At 70.4% G+C, this 16,413-nt stretch carries 14 protein-coding genes; 5 read left to right on the plus strand and 9 right to left on the minus strand.

The window, feature by feature from the left end; translation table 11 throughout:
• Window positions 1-79 precede the first annotated feature (79 nt).
• From ACFOYY_RS36545 to lhgO, 3 genes are read right to left on the minus strand one after another with little or no spacing between them, the layout of a single operon-like run.
• Entirely contained in the window at window positions 80-1,468 is a 1,389-nt protein-coding gene (locus ACFOYY_RS36545; protein WP_362779253.1) for a sensor histidine kinase, read from the minus strand.
• A gap of 8 nt (window positions 1,469-1,476) precedes the next feature.
• Window positions 1,477-2,184, minus strand: coding sequence for a response regulator transcription factor (locus ACFOYY_RS36550; RefSeq protein ID WP_352014289.1), 708 nt, complete (start codon window positions 2,182-2,184; stop codon window positions 1,477-1,479).
• A gap of 34 nt (window positions 2,185-2,218) precedes the next feature.
• Window positions 2,219-3,409, minus strand: coding sequence for an L-2-hydroxyglutarate oxidase (gene lhgO / locus ACFOYY_RS36555; RefSeq protein ID WP_386195832.1), 1,191 nt, complete (start codon window positions 3,407-3,409; stop codon window positions 2,219-2,221).
• Between the two features lie 298 nt (window positions 3,410-3,707).
• Here lhgO and ACFOYY_RS36560 point away from each other — a divergent pair, with 298 nt between their 5' ends.
• Window positions 3,708-4,955 (plus strand): hypothetical protein, encoded by a 1,248-nt coding sequence (locus tag ACFOYY_RS36560; RefSeq protein WP_386195834.1) that lies wholly within the window; start codon window positions 3,708-3,710, stop codon window positions 4,953-4,955.
• Between the two features lie 16 nt (window positions 4,956-4,971).
• Here ACFOYY_RS36560 and ACFOYY_RS36565 read toward each other — a convergent pair whose 3' ends face one another.
• Window positions 4,972-8,298, minus strand: a complete 3,327-nt coding sequence (locus ACFOYY_RS36565; protein ID WP_386195836.1) for an SCO7613 C-terminal domain-containing membrane protein — start codon at window positions 8,296-8,298, stop codon at window positions 4,972-4,974.
• 67 nt (window positions 8,299-8,365) lie between these two features.
• Window positions 8,366-9,412 carry a hypothetical protein gene (locus ACFOYY_RS36570; RefSeq protein WP_386195837.1) on the minus strand — a complete coding sequence of 349 codons (1,047 nt, stop codon included), beginning with the start codon at window positions 9,410-9,412 and terminating at the stop codon, window positions 8,366-8,368.
• Window positions 9,413-9,503: 91 nt separating this feature from the next.
• Between ACFOYY_RS36570 and ACFOYY_RS36575 the strand changes: the two genes are divergently transcribed.
• Window positions 9,504-10,472, plus strand: coding sequence for an aldo/keto reductase (locus ACFOYY_RS36575; protein ID WP_352014294.1), 969 nt, complete (start codon window positions 9,504-9,506; stop codon window positions 10,470-10,472).
• A 61-nt stretch (window positions 10,473-10,533) separates the two neighbouring features.
• Here the strand turns inward: ACFOYY_RS36575 and ACFOYY_RS36580 are convergent, their stop codons facing one another.
• Entirely contained in the window at window positions 10,534-11,826 is a 1,293-nt protein-coding gene (locus ACFOYY_RS36580; protein WP_386195839.1) for a tetratricopeptide repeat protein, read from the minus strand.
• A 114-nt stretch (window positions 11,827-11,940) separates the two neighbouring features.
• On the opposite strand from ACFOYY_RS36580, the gene ACFOYY_RS36585 reads away from it, so the two are divergent.
• From ACFOYY_RS36585 to ACFOYY_RS36595, 3 genes are all read left to right on the plus strand, one after another.
• On the plus strand, window positions 11,941-12,438 hold the full coding sequence (locus tag ACFOYY_RS36585) for a hypothetical protein (protein ID WP_362917578.1): 498 nt from the start codon (window positions 11,941-11,943) through the stop codon (window positions 12,436-12,438).
• Entirely contained in the window at window positions 12,435-12,827 is a 393-nt protein-coding gene (locus ACFOYY_RS36590) for a hypothetical protein (RefSeq protein WP_386195841.1), read from the plus strand. The genes ACFOYY_RS36585 and ACFOYY_RS36590 overlap by 4 nt, the downstream gene beginning before the upstream one ends.
• Before the next feature lie 370 nt (window positions 12,828-13,197).
• Complete coding sequence (locus ACFOYY_RS36595) at window positions 13,198-13,476, plus strand: hypothetical protein (RefSeq protein WP_352014298.1); 279 nt, start codon at window positions 13,198-13,200, stop codon at window positions 13,474-13,476.
• Between the two features lie 132 nt (window positions 13,477-13,608).
• On the opposite strand, the gene thpR is transcribed toward ACFOYY_RS36595, so the two are convergent.
• The 3 genes from thpR to ACFOYY_RS36610 are packed head-to-tail and all read right to left on the minus strand — an operon-like array spanning window position 13,609 to window position 16,122.
• Window positions 13,609-14,184 carry an RNA 2',3'-cyclic phosphodiesterase gene (gene thpR / locus ACFOYY_RS36600; protein ID WP_386195843.1) on the minus strand — a complete coding sequence of 192 codons (576 nt, stop codon included), beginning with the start codon at window positions 14,182-14,184 and terminating at the stop codon, window positions 13,609-13,611.
• Window positions 14,141-15,754 (minus strand): MFS transporter, encoded by a 1,614-nt coding sequence (locus tag ACFOYY_RS36605; RefSeq protein ID WP_386195845.1) that lies wholly within the window; start codon window positions 15,752-15,754, stop codon window positions 14,141-14,143. The genes thpR and ACFOYY_RS36605 overlap by 44 nt, the downstream gene beginning before the upstream one ends.
• A complete protein-coding gene (locus ACFOYY_RS36610) occupies window positions 15,661-16,122 on the minus strand; it encodes a MarR family winged helix-turn-helix transcriptional regulator (protein ID WP_352014301.1) in 462 nt (153 codons plus the stop codon). Before ACFOYY_RS36610 ends, ACFOYY_RS36605 begins: the two co-directional genes overlap by 94 nt.
• Window positions 16,123-16,413 lie beyond the last annotated feature (291 nt).

Here is a 16,413-nt window from a genome sequence, read left to right on the forward strand (position 1 = left end):
CACCGTCCGGCCGCCGGCTCATCCCGTACCGCCCCGTCCAGCCCGACGTGTCCGGCTTTCCGTCCGGCCGTCGGGGTGGTCAGGCCGAGTCGGGGGCGAGGGGGAGGGTCACCCGGAAGGTCGAGCCCTTGCCGAGGTCGGAGTCCACGGCGACGGCGCCACCGTGGGCGTCCACGATGGCGGCCACGATGGCCAGGCCGAGGCCGCTGCCGCCGTCCTCCGGGGCGCGACGGCCCCGGGAGGAGTCGACCCGGTAGAACCGTTCGAAGACCCGCTCGCACTGCTCCGCGCTGAGCCCGGGCCCCTCGTCGGTCACCTCGACGACCGCCATGGAACCCTGTGCCGACAGCGTCATGCGGACCGGGGTGCCGTCCGGGGTGTGGGTCAGGGCGTTGTTCATCAGGTTGCCGACGACCTGGCGCAGCCGTACCTCGTCGCCGGAGACGATGAGGGCGGCGCCGTCCACGGTGAGCGTGACCTCACGGGAGGGCGCGAGGATGCGGGCGTCGTGGGTGGCGTCGGCGGCGATGGCGAGCAGGTCGACGGGGCGCATGGCCATGGGCCGCTGCTGGTCGAGTCTGGCCAGCATCAACAGGTCGTCCACGAGCAGGCCCATCCTGACCGCCTCCGACTCGACCCGGCGCATCAGCGGCGCGGGATCGACCTCGGGGGCCTGCCGGTAGAACTCGGCGAACCCCCTGATCGACGTCAGCGGCGTGCGGAGCTCGTGGGAGGCGTCGGCGACGAACCTGCGCATGCGCTCCTCCGAGCGGCGGGCCGACAGCTCCGACTCCGACCTGGCCTCGAAGGCGGACTCGATCTGGGCGAGCATGCTGTTCAGTGACTGGCCGAGCCTGCCGACCTCGGTCGCCGGGTTGGCCGCGGGGACACGACGGCTCAGGTCACCGGCCGCGATGGCCTGGGCGGTGCGCTCGATCTCCTCAAGCGGGCGCATGCTCCGCCTGATGATCACCACGCCGACCCCGGCGAGCATCAGCATGAGGCCGCCCCCGCCGAGCAGTTCGACCAGGGCGAGCTGGCCGACGATCTGCCTGACCTCGGACATGTCCACGGCCACCACGACGCTTCCGCCGTCGTCGAGGGGGAAGCGGTGGACCCGCCACTCGTCGATCTCGAACGGGTAGCTCCTCACGAAGGCCGGCAGGTGGGGGCCCCGTTTGTTCTCCACGTCGGTGCCCTGGAGCAGCAGGTCGATCTCACCGTGCGGGTCGCGGATCTCCACCCGGGTGTCGGACGGCACCGGCCTGCCGACCAGTGTGGAGGGGCCGTTGCGGTGCAGACGGCGTATCACGCTGTCCGCGTTCAGCTGCGCCTGGCTGTCCACCCGGTCGATGAGATAGCCCCGCATGATCGAGACACTGCCGAAGCCGATCAACGCCAGCGCGATGGTGAGCAGGACGAGGACGACGGCGATCAGTTTGACCCTGAGCGGAGCGGCTCCGATCATCGGCCTCATCAGTGTCCCGGGGGCAGCCGGAGCACGTACCCGACGCCGCGCAGGGTGTGGATCAACCGGGGATCGGCGTTGTCGATCTTCCTGCGGAGCACCGAGACGTAGGACTCGACGATTCCGACGTCCCCCCGGAAGTCGTAGTCCCACACGTGGTCCAGGATCTGCGCCTTCGACAGCACCCGTCCCGCGTTGACCATGAAGTAGCGCAGCAGTTTGAACTCCGTCGGCGACAGCGAGACCGGCTTGCCTCCGCGCCACACCTCGTGGCTCTCCTCGTCGAGCTCGATGTCGGCGAAGGTGAGCCGGGGCGGCCTGGCGAACAGGTCCCCCGCCCCCGTACGGCGCAGCACCGCCCTGATGCGCGCCACGACCTCCTCAAGGCTGAACGGCTTGGTCACGTAGTCGTCCCCGCCCGCCGTCAGCCCACGGATCTTGTCCTCGGTGGCGTCGCGAGCGGTCAGGAAGAGCACGGGCGTGTCGCTGCCGCCGCCGCGCAACCGCCGTACGACGTCGAAGCCGTCCATGTCGGGAAGCATGACGTCGAGCACGATGAGATCGGGACGATAACGCTGAACCGCGGCGACGGCCTCGGTGCCGCTGCCCGCCGTGTTCACCCCGAATCCGGCGAACCGCAGGCTGGCGGCCAGCAGTTCGAGGATGTTGGGCTCGTCCTCGACGATCAGGAGGCGAGCCTCGGGAGAATCGGTCACGGGTTTATCTTCACTCGCCCACATGAAAAAGGAGTTAATTGGTCAATACTGAGGTTAACCCCACGATGTGCCTGGCGATCGCAAGACTGGAGGTCGCGGCCGGTGAGGGGGCGTTTCTCACCAGCGCCACCCGGCCGTGCACGTCGACGGCGAAGTCGTCCAGCATGCTCCCGTCCCCTGCCACGGCCTGGGCCCGTACGCCGCCGGTCGTCCTGACCAGGTCGGAACCGGTCAGTTCGGGGACGTAGCGGCGCGCCGCCGTCAGGAACGAGCCCTTGAACATCGAGCCGGTCACCTCCCGGACCCCGGTGCGCCAGTGGCGGGCGGCCAGTTTCCTGGTGCCCTTCCAGGTCAGGATCCTGCGCAGGTCGGTGAGATCGATGTCACGCCAGGAGTAACCCTCAAGCGCCAGCGCCATGACCGCGTTGGGGCCGACCAGCACCTCACCGTCGATCCTGCGGGTCAGGTGCACGCCCAAGAAGGGGTAGCGGGGGTCGGGAACCGGATAGATCAGGCCCCTGACCAGGTCCTTCGAGGCCCCGGCCAGCGCGTAGTACTCACCGCGGAAGGGCACGATCCGCACGTTCCCCGTCGCCTTCGCCATCCTGGCGACGTTGTCGGTGCCGAGCCCGGCGCAGACGACCAGGCGGTCGAAGGCGAGTCTGCGCCGTCCCGCGATCACCTCGACGCCCCGGGCGGTCTCCCGCAGCGCGCGCACCGGGTGGGACAGCAGCACCGAGCCGCCCGTCTCCTCCACGTCCTTGGCCAAGCGGCGGGCGACCGCGGGGAAGTCGGCGATGGCGGTGCGCGGGGAGTGCACCGCGGCCACCCCGACGGCGTGCGGCTCGATCTCGCGCAGCCCGAGCGCGTCCAGTTCGGCGATTCCGGGGACCCCGTTCTCGCGGGCCCGTTCGGCGATGGCGTTCAGCCCGGCGCGTTCCGAGGGGGTCGAGGCGATCACGAGCTTGCCGACCTCGTCGTAGGCGATGGCGTGCTCGGCGCAGTACTCCCTGAGCAGGGCCATCCCGTCCCGGCAGAGTTCGGCCTTGAGCGAGCCCGGCTTGTAGTAGATGCCCGCGTGGACCACTCCGCTGTTGTGGCCGGTCTGGTGCGCCCCGACGCGGTCCTCCTTTTCGAGGACGGTCACCGTGGCCCCGTGCGTCAGCGCCAGCTCCCTGGCGACGGCCAGGCCAACGATCCCCGCACCGACGACCCCGACCTTCACGTCCCTACCTCCCTGATCGCCGCCGGAACGCCCATGTGCGAAAGCTAGCGCCATCCTTCTCCTGACGTGAAGGACTTACCGCGCCTTATTGGGCCTTGCTGGGGATCGTAACCATACGTTCGCGGCGCTCCAGTCGGGGCACCGCGACCCGCGCGTCCCTCAGTGGGAGGCCGCGATGATCGCTGTAGCATTTTCCCCGCTCAGCGCCTGATCCCCCCGGCCAGGTGTCCTTCGGATCGGGGGAGAACAGATGGAGAGACCGCGTTCCCGGGCGTGCCTGAGTGCCGCCCTCCTCTGCGTGACCACATGGACCTGTGCGACCGCCTGGGCCGCCGTCGACGTCCCCCCGGCCTCGGCGTCCCCGGCGCCCGTCCCGACTCCGGCCTCGGTCCCCGCCTCGGATTCGGCCTCAGGGTCGGTCTCGGGCTCGGCGGTCTCGACTCCGGCCGCAGGCCCGGTTCCGGGACCGGGCTCAGCGGCTCCGGCCCCGGAACCGGGGTCCGCTCCCGCGTGCAAGCTGGTCAACGGTGGGTTCGAGGAGCCCGGCAGTCTGCACGGACAGGGCAACCTGCGCTCCGGTCTGCCCGGGTGGAGCACCTCGGCCGATGACGGTCTCATCGAGATCTGGGGCCCGGACGTGCCCTCCGTACGGCCCGACACGGGCAGGCAGTTCGCCGAGGTCAACGGTACGGCGACCGCCACCCTCTCCCAGGACGTCAGGACCGTGCCCGGCGCGACGCTGACCTGGCACCTCGCGCACCGGGGGCGTTCCGCGGGCGAGGACGTCCTCCAGCTCAGGATCGGCGGGGTCACCCAGGTCCCCATGGGCCAGAACACCTCGGACATAGCCGACGACAACGCGGGGTGGGGCCACTACACGGGCAGGTACTCGGTCCCGCCGGGCCAGACCGTCACCCGGTTCGAGTTCGTCTCCATCTCCACGGCCGGCGACCAGCCGGACCAGGGCAATCTTCTCGACTCGGTGGAGATCTCGTGCGAGCCCCCGTGCGTGCGAAACGTGCCGCCGACCTCGCCCTACCTGTTGCTGACCGGCCCGGCGAACAGCGAACTGACCGGCGGCCTCTCCTCCTCCGACCCGGAGGGCGGCGAGATCACCTACCTCCTGGACGGCGCCGCGAGCCCCCAGGTGTCGATCACCTCGGAGGGCCGGGTGACGCTCAGGCCGATGGCCCCGGCGATCTGGGAGGTCCCGGTCAAAGCCTGTGACCGGGACGGTTCGTGCACGAAGGGCCGGATCGTCGCGGTCATCTCCGCCCCGGCCACCCCCGCCGTCTCCGCTCCGGCCGTCTCCACCCCGACCGGCCCGGCCGTCTCCACTCCCGCCTCCACGACCTCGACCACTCCGGCCACCACTGGCACCGCCACGACTCCGGCCTCCACGGCCCCGGCCGCTTCGGCCCCCGAGACCACCGGCGATCCAGCCGAGCGCGCTGAGACCACCGAGACCACCGGAATCACCCAGGCCGCCACCGCTGACACCGTCACGACCCCGGCCACGCTCGCCGTACCCCCCGCCGGAGGGTGATCGACGGTCGGCCGGGTCAACGCATCCGGCCGACCATCGCCCGCAGCCTGCGCACGTCCCGTAGCCGTGCCTCGTAGGTCGCGCCGACCACCACGAGCAGCAGCCCGCCCAGCGCCATCGGCACCCAGCGCGGCACGGTCACCATGGCCCGCGCGATCCACGGCGAGAGTTCGTGCAGGACGACGACGGCCAGGGTGAGGCCGCCGAGCAGCGCGGGAGCCTGCAGCCGTGCCCGCGCCCCGACCAGCAGAACGACCAGGCAGACCGTGCCGAGCAGCAACGGCCTGACCCATCCCGTCCCGTTGAGCGTCGCGACCGCGCTGGGCAGCAGGCTTGAGCCGAGGGCCGGGCCGTACGAGAGCCAGGAGGAACGGGCCCTCCCACGCGCCCGCCACCAGCCGAACCCCAGCAGGACCAGCGAGAACGGCACCGTGTAGGCCTCGACCACCGTGATGTCCGAGGCCAGCAGCCGCAGCCAGGAGGCCGTGAGCAGCAGGGCCGTCCCCGCGTATCCCGCCCGGCGCCGGTCGGGACGCAACGCCGTACCGGTCATCATCACCCCGGCGACGGCGCAGGCCAGCGAGGCCGTCGCGAGGCCGTCGGCGGCGAGCGCCAGACCGGCCAGGGCCAGGGCGTATCCGGCCGCCTCCGTCCCGGCCGCGAACGTCTCCTTTCTGAAGCGGCCCGCGACGGCCGCCGCGACGCAGGCCACGGCGAGCACGCCGAACGCCGCCGTCCGCGCGGGCCAGTCGAGCGCCAGGCCCACGGCCAGCGCCTGCGCCCCGGCGAGCAGCGTCGCCGTACAGGCGCCCCCTGCCCGCACCCACCGCTCCCGCCCGAGGAACGCGGTCGCCGCCGCGACCAGTGCCACGACCGGCAGCGTGACCAGCGTGGCGGTCTGGGCGACGAGCGACCAGGAGAGCGCCAGCGACGCCGTCCACAGTCCGGTCACCGCGCCGAACCTCCACCCGGTACGGCCACGCGCCGCCGCCCACGCCGCGGGCCCCAGCCCCACGACGAACAGCCCGACCTCCACCGGGTACGGCAGACCGACCGAGAGCGGCAGCGTCGCCAGGAGCACCGGCAGTGCGACCAGGGCCGCCTTGGACGCCGTCCCGCGCCCCGCCACCTGCCAGGAGACCGTGACCGCCGTGACCGTGAGCAGGGCCGCGACCACCACGAGGATCGGAAGGTGAGCCGACAGGAACCGCTGCCCCGTCCACGGGAAGAACAACGGGCGGTAGAAGCCGACGATCCCGGCGAGGGGAACGGCGATCGACGACACCGCGCACGCGCCGAGTGTCGCCCCCAGCCCCAGCCCGGCCCCCCACCTGGGGTCACGCCGGACCACCGGACTCCCGCCCTTGGGCTCCTCCTTGGCGCCGTCCTCCTCGGAGTCGGAAGGCGCCTCCTCGACGGCTTCCGAAGTGGCGGCCTCCGGGATGACAGCCTCCGGAGTGACGGCGGCGCCGTACACCAGGCAGGCGGCCACCGCGAGCACGGAGCCGGTCGCCAGGGCGAGCGCGAGGCCCTCGGCCGCCGGCTGCAGGCCCGTCCCCGCCGCGACCGCCCAGATCAGGCCGGTCGCCGAGAGCACCGCCATGACCAGCGCGACAGCCCGTACCCCCGGCTCCCGGCCCGCGACCGTCGCCACGGCCCACGCCACCAGCGCCACGGCCAGCGCGGCGTACGTCTCGGTCCGCCCGGCGAGCGCGGTGACGACACCGATCAGCGTCACCGGTACGGCTGTCGCCGCGAGGGCCCGCGCCCACCACACCCCGCCCGTCAGGGTCATGCGGGCCACGAGCGCCACGGCCAGGACCGACGGGACGACGAGGGCGGCCGAACGGCCGAGCGCGAAGGCACCGGGAACGGCGAGCACCGCGACCGCACCCGTCACCACGGCGCACAGGCCCAGCGACCGCCGGGTGCTCTCCCCGCGAGGACCGGTGACCGGCCACCGCACGGCCGCCACCGCCAGGGCCGTGGCCAGCAGGGCGGGAACGACCGCGGCGGAGGCGAGCGGTCCGGCCCACCCGTCGTCGAGGACGGCGGGCCACGCCCACACCCGCTCCAGCAGCCCGAACGGCATGAGCACCTCGGCGGCGACCCAGGGCACGACGGGCAGCGCCGTGAGCCCTGCCACGGCCCCCGCCGAGACGGCTCCGGCCCGGCGGATCCGCGCGTTCAGGCCCGGCAGGTACAGCGCGACCGCGACGGCCACGAGCGCCCCCAGGGTGTACGGCACACCCCGCCACCCGGAGGGCAGCGACGGCCAGACCGGGGCGGCCAGGCCCATGGTCAGCGCGAGCGCCGACCCGGCGGTGAGGAACCCGAGCGCGACCCGCCCGGCCCGTCCGGCGACGACGAGTCCGAGGGCGGCCAGGCCGACGAGCAACACGCCCCTGACCAGGGCGACGGCCGGTCCCCCACCGGTGAACTCCAGCACCGAGTCCAGGAGTCCGTAGAGCACGCCCAGCGTCCACGTCACTCCGAAGCAGACCCTGGCCGTCGCCCACCCGTTCTTCGTCTTCCCCTCCGATGTCCTGAGCAGCAGCAGGAGGGCGGCGTCGAGTGCGGCGTCCGCCGCCAGGGAGGCGGTGAACCACGGCGCCGTCGTGTCGAACGCGAGCAACGGCAGCGGGATCTGGGCGAACACGACGGCCACGGGGAGCGGCAGCCGCAACGGCAGCAGCCGGGAGTATCCGGCCATGGACAACGCGACCAGTCCGACCAGCGCGGCGGCGTAGTGGCGCGCCTGCGGGCCGTCCGCGCCGAACAGCCCCGCCTGCCGGGCCGCGTAGCCGTCCAGCAGGAGCAGCGCGACGCCGAACATCGCGATCGTCTCCGCGGTCGCGTCCAGTTTCCTGCTCGTGAGGAACCTCGGCGCGGCGAGGGTGAGGGCGGTGACCCCGGCCAGGATGGCGGCTCGTCCGCCGATGCCGATGTGCCCCCAGCTGACCACGGTGAACACCACGGCCGCGACGATCAGCAGCAGCCCGCCGAGGGTGAGCAGCAGGTTCTGCACCGCCTTGGGGGAGAAGTCCCTGCGGGGAGCGGCCTCCCCCGCGAACCCCGCAGGAGCCGCGGGCCCCGCCGGGACCCCGGGTCCCACCGGAGCCGCGGGGCGGGCGCTCTCCGCGCGCAGCAGGGTGAGCAGGTGGTTCCTGCGGGCCAGCAGGGTCGTCTGCCTGGCCCGCAGCCCGGCCAACTCCACGTCGAGCCGCCACAGTTCGGCCGCCGCGGGCCCTTTCAGCGTCAGCGCGCAGCGCGGGCAGCGCTCGAAGGCTCCCGTGACGGGCAGGCCGCACCCGGGGCAGCCGGGCCTTGTCTGGTCGTGCATGACACGAAGGATGCCCAGCCCAGGTTGCGAACCGCTTGCGGAGCCGTACTCAATCTCGTTTAGGTACTTATCGGACGCGGCGCGCGATGAAGGTGATCAGACCGGTCGCGCCGGCCGCCGCCGCCAGCCAGAGCGCCACGGCCGTGCCCGGCACCCCCGCCTCACGGTCGTCGGCCTCCCGCGTGTCGGCGACGAGCGTGGGCTTCACAGCCTGAGCGGCCTGACCGGTCGGGGTCGGCGCCGGGGAGGGTGCCGTCTCCCGCAGGACACGTTCGGGCAGCGGCACCCGGTAGACGGGGCTGTTCCTGCCCTCGCTGCCGGTCAGCACCGCCTTGCCGTCCGGCGTGTAGGTGATCGACTCGGCCTGTTCGAGCTGCGGCATCGACAACCGGGCGATCTGGTCCCCCGACGGGCGGTACACGGTCGCCGAGAAGTAGGTGCGGATCACGTAGCTCGACCCGTCGGGCGCGTAGGCGGCGTCGGTGGCCATGATGGGGGCGGAGCCGACCTTGCGCAGCACGTTGGTCCTGTCGGTGCGCAGCCGTTTCGGCGCCGCGTAGACCGCCCCGACGAACGCCTTGCTCACCACGTACAGGCGGCCGGTGGTCGGATTGACCATGATCCCTTCCGCGTTGTGGCCGCCGTCCTCGTACTTGAACCGGTAGCGCGTCGCGGGGATCACCGCGTCGCGCATCGTGGCCGGCTCGGGGACCCGGTACACCGAGACGTCGGGCCACGCCCCGTCGAAGTTGTCGCCGATGTCGGCGAACCAGAGCACCCCCCGCCCGGTCTTCGGGTCCTTGGAGGCCGCCATCGCCTCCCAGTCACGGGCCGACCCGCCCTGGAGGGTGAACTTCGCCCTGGTGCGCCCGTCCGCGCCGACCGCGAAGAAGATCGGCCCGTCGGAGCTGTCGTTGTGGGTGTAGTAGATGTCCGGGTGCGTCGGCGAGACGGCCAGCCCGCTCGACTCGGTGATCCGGCTGTCCTTGAAGGTGAACAGCCGGTGCCCCTCCTCGTCCGTGTCCGCCGCCGCGAGTCCCGGCGCCAGCGTCGCCCCGGCCAGGACGGCGGCGGCCAGCACGCGAATCACGACATACCCCGGTCTACTCCCCATCCCGCCATCATGCCCTGTGGGGCACCGGATCGGGGGGAGACACGGATCAAGGTCTCGCCTGGAGCGCACTCCAGGTGCCTAGGGTGGACATATGGAATACACGCAGCTTGGCCGTACCGGCCTGAAGGTCAGCCGCCTCTGCCTGGGCACCATGAACTTCGGTCCCCTGACCTCGGAGGAAGACTCCTTCGCGATCATGGATCACGCCCACGAGCTGGGTGTCAACTTCTTCGACACAGCCAACGTCTACGGCTGGAAGCAGGGCGAGGGCATCACCGAGAACATCATCGGCCGGTGGTTCGCCCGGGGAGGTGGCCGTCGTGAGAAGACGGTCATCGCCACCAAGCTCTACGGCGCGATGGGCGACTGGCCCAACGAGAACCTGCTCTCCGCGCTGAACATCCGCCGCGCGGCCGAGGCGTCGCTGAAGCGGCTCCAGACCGACTACATCGACGTCTACCAGGCCCACCACATCGACAGGAACACCCCCTTCGAGGAGTTCTGGGAGGCGATGGACGTCCTGAAGCAGCAGGGCAAGATCCTGTATGTCGGGTCGTCCAACTTCGCGGGCTGGCACATCGCCAAGGCCCAGGAGGCCGCCGCCCGCCGTAACACGCTCGGCCTCGTCTCCGAGCAGTCGCACTACAACCTGATCGTCCGCGCCCCCGAGCTTGAGGTCATCCCCGCGTGCGAGGACTACGGCCTGGGCCTGATCCCGTGGAGCCCGCTGGCGGGCGGCCTGCTCGGCGGCATCCTCAAGAAGATCGACAAGGGACGTTCCGCGTCGGAGCGCATGGTCGAGGAGCTGAACAAGCACCGCGCCAAGATCGAGCGCTACGAGGCGTTCTGCGAGGAGCTCGGCGAGGACCCGGCCAACGTCGGCCTGGCCTGGCTGCTCCACCAGAAGGTCGTCACCGCCCCGATCATCGGCCCGCGCACCCACGAGCAGCTCGACGGCACCACGAGGGCCCTGGAGATCAACCTCGACGACAAGGCCCTGGCCACCCTCAACGAGATCTTCCCCGGCCACAAGACGGCCCCGGAGGACTACGCCTGGTAGAAACCCCTGACCCCGGGCGAGGGGTTTTTCTCACCCCTCCCCGGCAGTCGGCGCCCGCCCCTCAAGAGGCACCCAGAGCGACGATCCGTTCGCTCCAGATCTTCACCTGGTCGTGCCGACCATGACGGGTGGCGACCGAGACGGCGAGATCGGCAACTTCTCGACATACGTTCTTCGTGTGCTCCAACGCCCAGGAGAACCCGTCCAGGCGCCATATGTTTCCGCACCTCGGTGGGCATGCCCTTACCGAGTCCCAGCTGTTCGCCGCCAAGGAAAGCGCGGCTTGATGCCGTCCAAGCGAAACCAGGCAGCACATCTGGTTGTAGATGTTGAGGGGCTTGAAGAAGTACCCCAGCGCCTGCGCCTCGATGAGCAGCTTCAGCGCTCTGTGCGGCTCCACCGGGATAAGACAGAAACCCCAGTCGTTGTACAGTTCGGCGTTGTCAGGTGCTCCCTTCACGCCGAACTCGAACAGCGCCGCCGCCTCTTTCGTCCGCCCCTGGCGCAGTAGACCCACGGCGTGCCTTCTCATCTCCCCCGCGAGGCTCCCCATCACCAGGGCGGCCGCCTCCTTGCCGCGCGCCGGTGACGCTCTCCGGAGCGACACCTTATGAGATCCGCGATCATCCCTGGAAGCGGCACGATCGGCGATCTCGAACGCCAGAGTCCCGGGATCGATCCGCCGATCGTCCATCAGCTCAGGGGAGCACGGCGGTCCTTCGAATCCCTGCAGCCAGCGATGCGTCAGGTGGAGCGACTCCGTCGTCCACTCACGGTAGAACGTCTTGGAGAAGTAGTCGATCATCCACCGATAGGGAGTGTGGAGCTCGAAGAACTGATTTATCTCGTTGTCCGAGATCTCCCGTATGGTTTCGGGCGCCCTCAGCTCGACCATGTCCCGCAGCGAGGCGGTTGAGATCCAGGAGATGATCTGAGGGAAAAGCGGGGCGATCACGTGTCCGAAGGCGTCGGCCGCTTCGCTCGGGCTCTGTCCCGCGATGGTCGGGATGCGGTTCGGCAGCCTCAGGACTTCCGCCCAGGACTCATGATCGAAGCCCTCGTACCGCTCCGAGGCCAGGCTCGTCGCGGCGATACCCGCGATCAGGGCACCGGCCACCTCCCTGTACAGCCCATGGCGGACCAGGGCGACAGCATCCAGGCCTCGTCGGGTGAGTTCTCGTGCGGCCCCTTCGAAGACCTCGGCCCTCTCCACGGTTGCCACGCCCCTGAACCGGTCGTCCTTCAGCATCTCGCGCAGGGCCACGACAAGGCTGACCGTCCGCCATCCACCTGTTTCCTTGGATCGGTCGGAAAGATAGATCTCCTGAGCGTCGAAAGGCCATCGGTCGGGCACTCGAAGTTCCCCCATGCTTTACCTCAGACCACCACTTCCGAGGCGACATCCTAGTAGGATCGTAGGTACGATCGTGGGCATGAATGCAGGTACGCAAAAGGCAGGTGCATCACGATGAGCGAGATCATCTACCAGGCGACCGACCTGACAGGCAGCAAACGAGTGGAATTCCTCAACGAGGCGCGGCGCGATCGCGCCCGTCTACGGGCCACGGACGGCACAAGTCTGGTGATGCTGCCGGAGCGTACGCTGTCCCGCCTCGAAGCCCTCGCCAAATGGGGCGGAGCCTACGCCAAACTCAGCACTCTTCTACGGAGAAGCACAGGCATCCCCAGCACGTCCGAGCTCGGCGAACTGGCATGGCTACGGTCGCTCGACCGGGAGGACATGGAGGAGTTCCTGACCGAACTACAGGACGCCATCGTCGCGGCCAAGGCCGATGAGGACACAGCGATCCTGGATGAGTGCGTTCGCGCATGGAAGGCGACAGCGCGTCAGCTCTCGGACCCCCTACGCCGATCAGTTCTCCTGGGAGCGCACCATTCCGATGAGTACGTTCCAGCCGAGAGCCCGGACGCCATGAACGGTTCAGAGACCGGGACAGGTGGATGACAGGCAGCGGTAGCGCCTACCGGCCGTACACACCCGCCAGGCGGCCAGGCGGCAGACCAGAAGCGCGTCCTGTGTACAGGGTCCTGGTCCATCGCAAGTTCCTCGGCCACTGGGAACAACTCGTGGCGAACGTGGGCCTCAAAGCCGCTCAGCAGTTCTGGGACCACGTGAGCCGGACCCCTGGCGAGTCCGACCCGATCGCCTCGACCTGTTTCCTGCGAGGCAAGGCCGGGAAGCCGCAGGGTGAAGGGTGGTCCAGGACCGTGCACTACGAGATAAGCGGCGCCGGTCGCATCGACTATCAGTATTCGGACAGCTACAAGACATCGTCCGACGGCGACGAGCACAGGGTGGTGGCCATCCTCACCATCAACTACGGCAGCCATTAGCGGCCCTCATGTAGGAGGGCACGAGGTCAGGTGACGAGGGCGCCGATCACCACGAGGAGTACGAGCAGGGTGAGCACCACGGGCAGGAGCCAGCGACGGGGACGGTCCACGCTCTGGAGCTTAGCTCCGCCCACCGGGTGCCGACGCCGCCAGGGCGTACCTCACGCGTCTCGTAGCGGACCACGGGCCCGGGATTCCGGTGGAGAAGGCGGCGAAGCGCGGCGGGAGGTCGACGCCCGGAGTGCCGGAAGGATCACCGGTCCGGGATCCCTTGACGTGCGCGACTGGTCAGGTATGTTCCAGACAGGAAAGTTTCCTAAATAAAAGCCCTGGCCAGGCTCTCTTTTTCGGAACCCCGGAGGCTCTCACCTTGCGCACCGCGATGATCTCCACCCCGAAGCGGATCGCCCTCACTCTCGCGGCCGCCGTCGCCGCGGCCACCCTGGTCGGCGTCACACCGGCGCACGCGCAGATGCTCTGCCACGTGCAGCAGGACACGTGGGTCTACTCAGCCCCCGGACGAACGGCCCTCTACCTGGTCCCCGCGGGCGGAGGCTTCTACCTGGACTACTGGTGGAACGCCGGCGGCTGGGCCGCCGGTCACGGCGTCGGCCAGGCGGACGGCTTCATTCAGGGCCTGAGCTGTTAGTCATGGCGGGCCGAGCACCCCTTTCCCAGGGGTGCTGAGCCGGGCACGCGGGGACCTCAGAAGAGCGGGGTCCCGAGAAGCACGAGCACCACGGGCAGGAGCCGGCGACGGGAACGAGCCAGGCTCCGGCGCTCAGCTCCGCTCACCGAGTGCCGGGGATGCCAGGGCGTACTCCGCGAGCGTCTCGTAGCGGACCGGGGATCCCAGGTGGCTTCTCACCAGGTGCACGGTGCCCACCTCCCACGGGGTTCCGGCGAAGGGTCCGAGTGCCTCGACCAGGTCGCTCACGTCGGTCTCCGCGCGTGTCCTGGCCAGGGTCAGGTGCGCTCTGAAGCGCTTGCGGTCGTCGACCCGTACGGCTCCCGCCCGCCGCGCCCCCGCCGCCACGGAGTCGGCCAGGCGGGTGAGCGGGAGGTGGGCGCCGGACAGTCCGGACCAGAGGATCCTGGCCCGGCGGACGGAGGGAAAGGCGCCCGCGCCGGTCAGCGCCAGCGTCATCGACGCGTGGCGCGAGGCGGCGCGGGCGAGCCTCGTCTCCAGCTCCGGCAGCACCTCCGGCGGCACCTCGCCCAGGAACGCCAGGGTCAGGTGCCAGTTGGCGGGGTCGACCCAGCGCAGCTCGGGCCACGCCCCCCTGAGGGGACGCAGCGCGCGGGCCAGTTCGTCACACGCCCGCCGGGGCGGCAGCACCCCCACGAACAACCGCACGGGACCTCCTGCCGATCGCCTTGGTCAGCATTATCGCCGCGCCGACACCGAGCATCGTGAGGACCCCGCCGACCGCGACGCCCGTGCGGGGGCCGCCCAGTTCGGCGATCCAGCCGAGCACGGGGGCGCCGATCGGGGCGCCTCCGGTGAACACCAGTACGTAGATGCCCATCACCCGGCCGCGCATCTCGGGAGAGGCCGCGAGCTGCACGCTGGTGTTCGCGGTCGTGTTGACCGAGATCAGCGCGACGCCCGCGGGGACGAGCAGGAGCAGGTAGAGCGGGTACCACGGGGCCAGTCCGGTGACGACCTGGAACAGGCCGAACGACAGCGCGCCGCCGATCAGCAGTTTCCTGCTCGGCCGTACGCGCCGGGCCGCCATGAGGGCGCCGACGAGCGCGCCGACGGCGAACATGCTGGAGGCCAGTCCGAAGGACGAGGCACCGGCGCCGAAGGCCTCGCGGGCCATCAGCGCTATCGACATCGAGAACGACTGCGCGCACAGCGAGACGAACCCGACGAGCAGGACGGGCAACAGCAGGTCAGGGCGTTCCATGACGTAGCGCAGCCCCTCACGGAGTTGCCCCTTGGCCCTGGCCACCGGTTCCGGCGTGGTCAGCTCCGAGGTCCGCATCAGCGCCAGCCCGCCGAGCACGGCGAGGAAGGACAGGGCGTTGAGCACGAAGATCGGGCCGGTGCCGCCGAGCGCGTAGATCAGCACACCCGCGAGGGCGGGGCCGACCACGCGGGCCAGGTTGAAGCTGGAGGCGTTCAGCGCGATGGCGTTCGGCAGGTCCTTGCGGCCGACCATCTCGACCACGAACGACTGCCTGGTCGGCACCTCGACGCACAGCACGAGACCGAGCGCGAAGGCCATCACGTAGACGTGCCAGACCTGCGCGTTCCCCGTCAGGGTCAGCACGCCCAGCGTGAGCGCGAGCAGACCCATGATCGACTGGGCGGCGATCAGCACCGGCCGCTTCGGGTAGCGGTCGGCGATCATCCCGCCCCACAGCCCGAACAGCAGCTGCGGCAGGAACTGCAGCGCGGTGGTCACGCCGAGCGCGGTGGCACTGCCCTTCGTCAGGTCGAGCACCAGCCAGTCCTGCGCGGTGCGCTGCATCCAGCCGCCGACGTTGGAGACCACGCCGCCCATGGCGAAGAGCCGGTAGTTGTAGACGCGCAGCGAGCGGAACATCCCGCCCCGCGTCTCGGGGACCTCCTGCGCGGACCCGGTCTCGACGGCCTGCACCTCGCTGGCCGCCGCCGCCCGCGCGATCCGCCCGCGGCGGGCCCGCGTGCCGAGCTTCCGCACAGGTACGGCGAGCACCCCGACGAGGCGCCTGCGGGGAGAGGGCCTGGAGACCGTCCCGGCGGCCTCTTCCTGAGTGGTCTCAGCGGCGACCTCGGGGGCCGCCGCGGGGGCTGCCTCGGCGTCCTGCCGGACGGCCGAGGCCCTGGGTTCCTCGGGGTCGCCTAGTTCCGGCTGAGCTTCTCCAGAATCGGAGCCGCCTGCCTGAGCACGGCCCTCTCCTCCGGTGACAGCTCCTTCAGCCGCTGCGTCAGCCACGCCTCCTTGCGGCGGCGTTCCTCCCTCAGCAGGGCCGAGCCCCGCTCGGTCACGCTCACGCTCACCTGCCGCCGGTCGGACGGGTGCGGTGTGCGTGACACCAGCCCCCGCTCTTCCAGCGCGGCGATCACGCGCGTCATCGAGGGCGGTTGCACCTTCTCGTGCTCGGCCAACTCGCCGGGGGTTATCCCGGAATGCCGTTCCACCGCGACGAGCGTCGCGACCTGGGTGGGGGTCAACGAGTGTCCCCCTGCCTGCCTGCGAAGGCGTCTGTTCAAGCGTGCCAGTGACACGCGCAGTGCCGAAGCCAGACCGGCGTCGCTGCGCAGGCTCGCGACGGGGTCCTTCCTGGGAGGGTTCGTTAGCATAAGTCATTACCTTTGCTAACTATATACCCGCTCATGCGATTCCCTCCGCGCGAACTTTTCTCGATGTGAGCCGTACAGAGCCTGCCAGGCCGTCTCACGATCCCCAGCCCCTTCACACCATCACCACATGTACATCATCGAACACGGAGTGTTATCAAAAGGAAGTGTTGGAGCCGGGGACCGCATCCGTGGCCGACCGCCGATATTCCCGACGGTGGCCACCGGAGACAGAACTCATCACGATATCCCGGCCGACCCCGGGTCCTTTTCGCGGGAGAGAAACCGCACCGG

Source organism: Streptosporangium jomthongense, from assembly GCF_042650425.1.
Lineage (GTDB): Bacteria > Actinomycetota > Actinomycetes > Streptosporangiales > Streptosporangiaceae > Streptosporangium.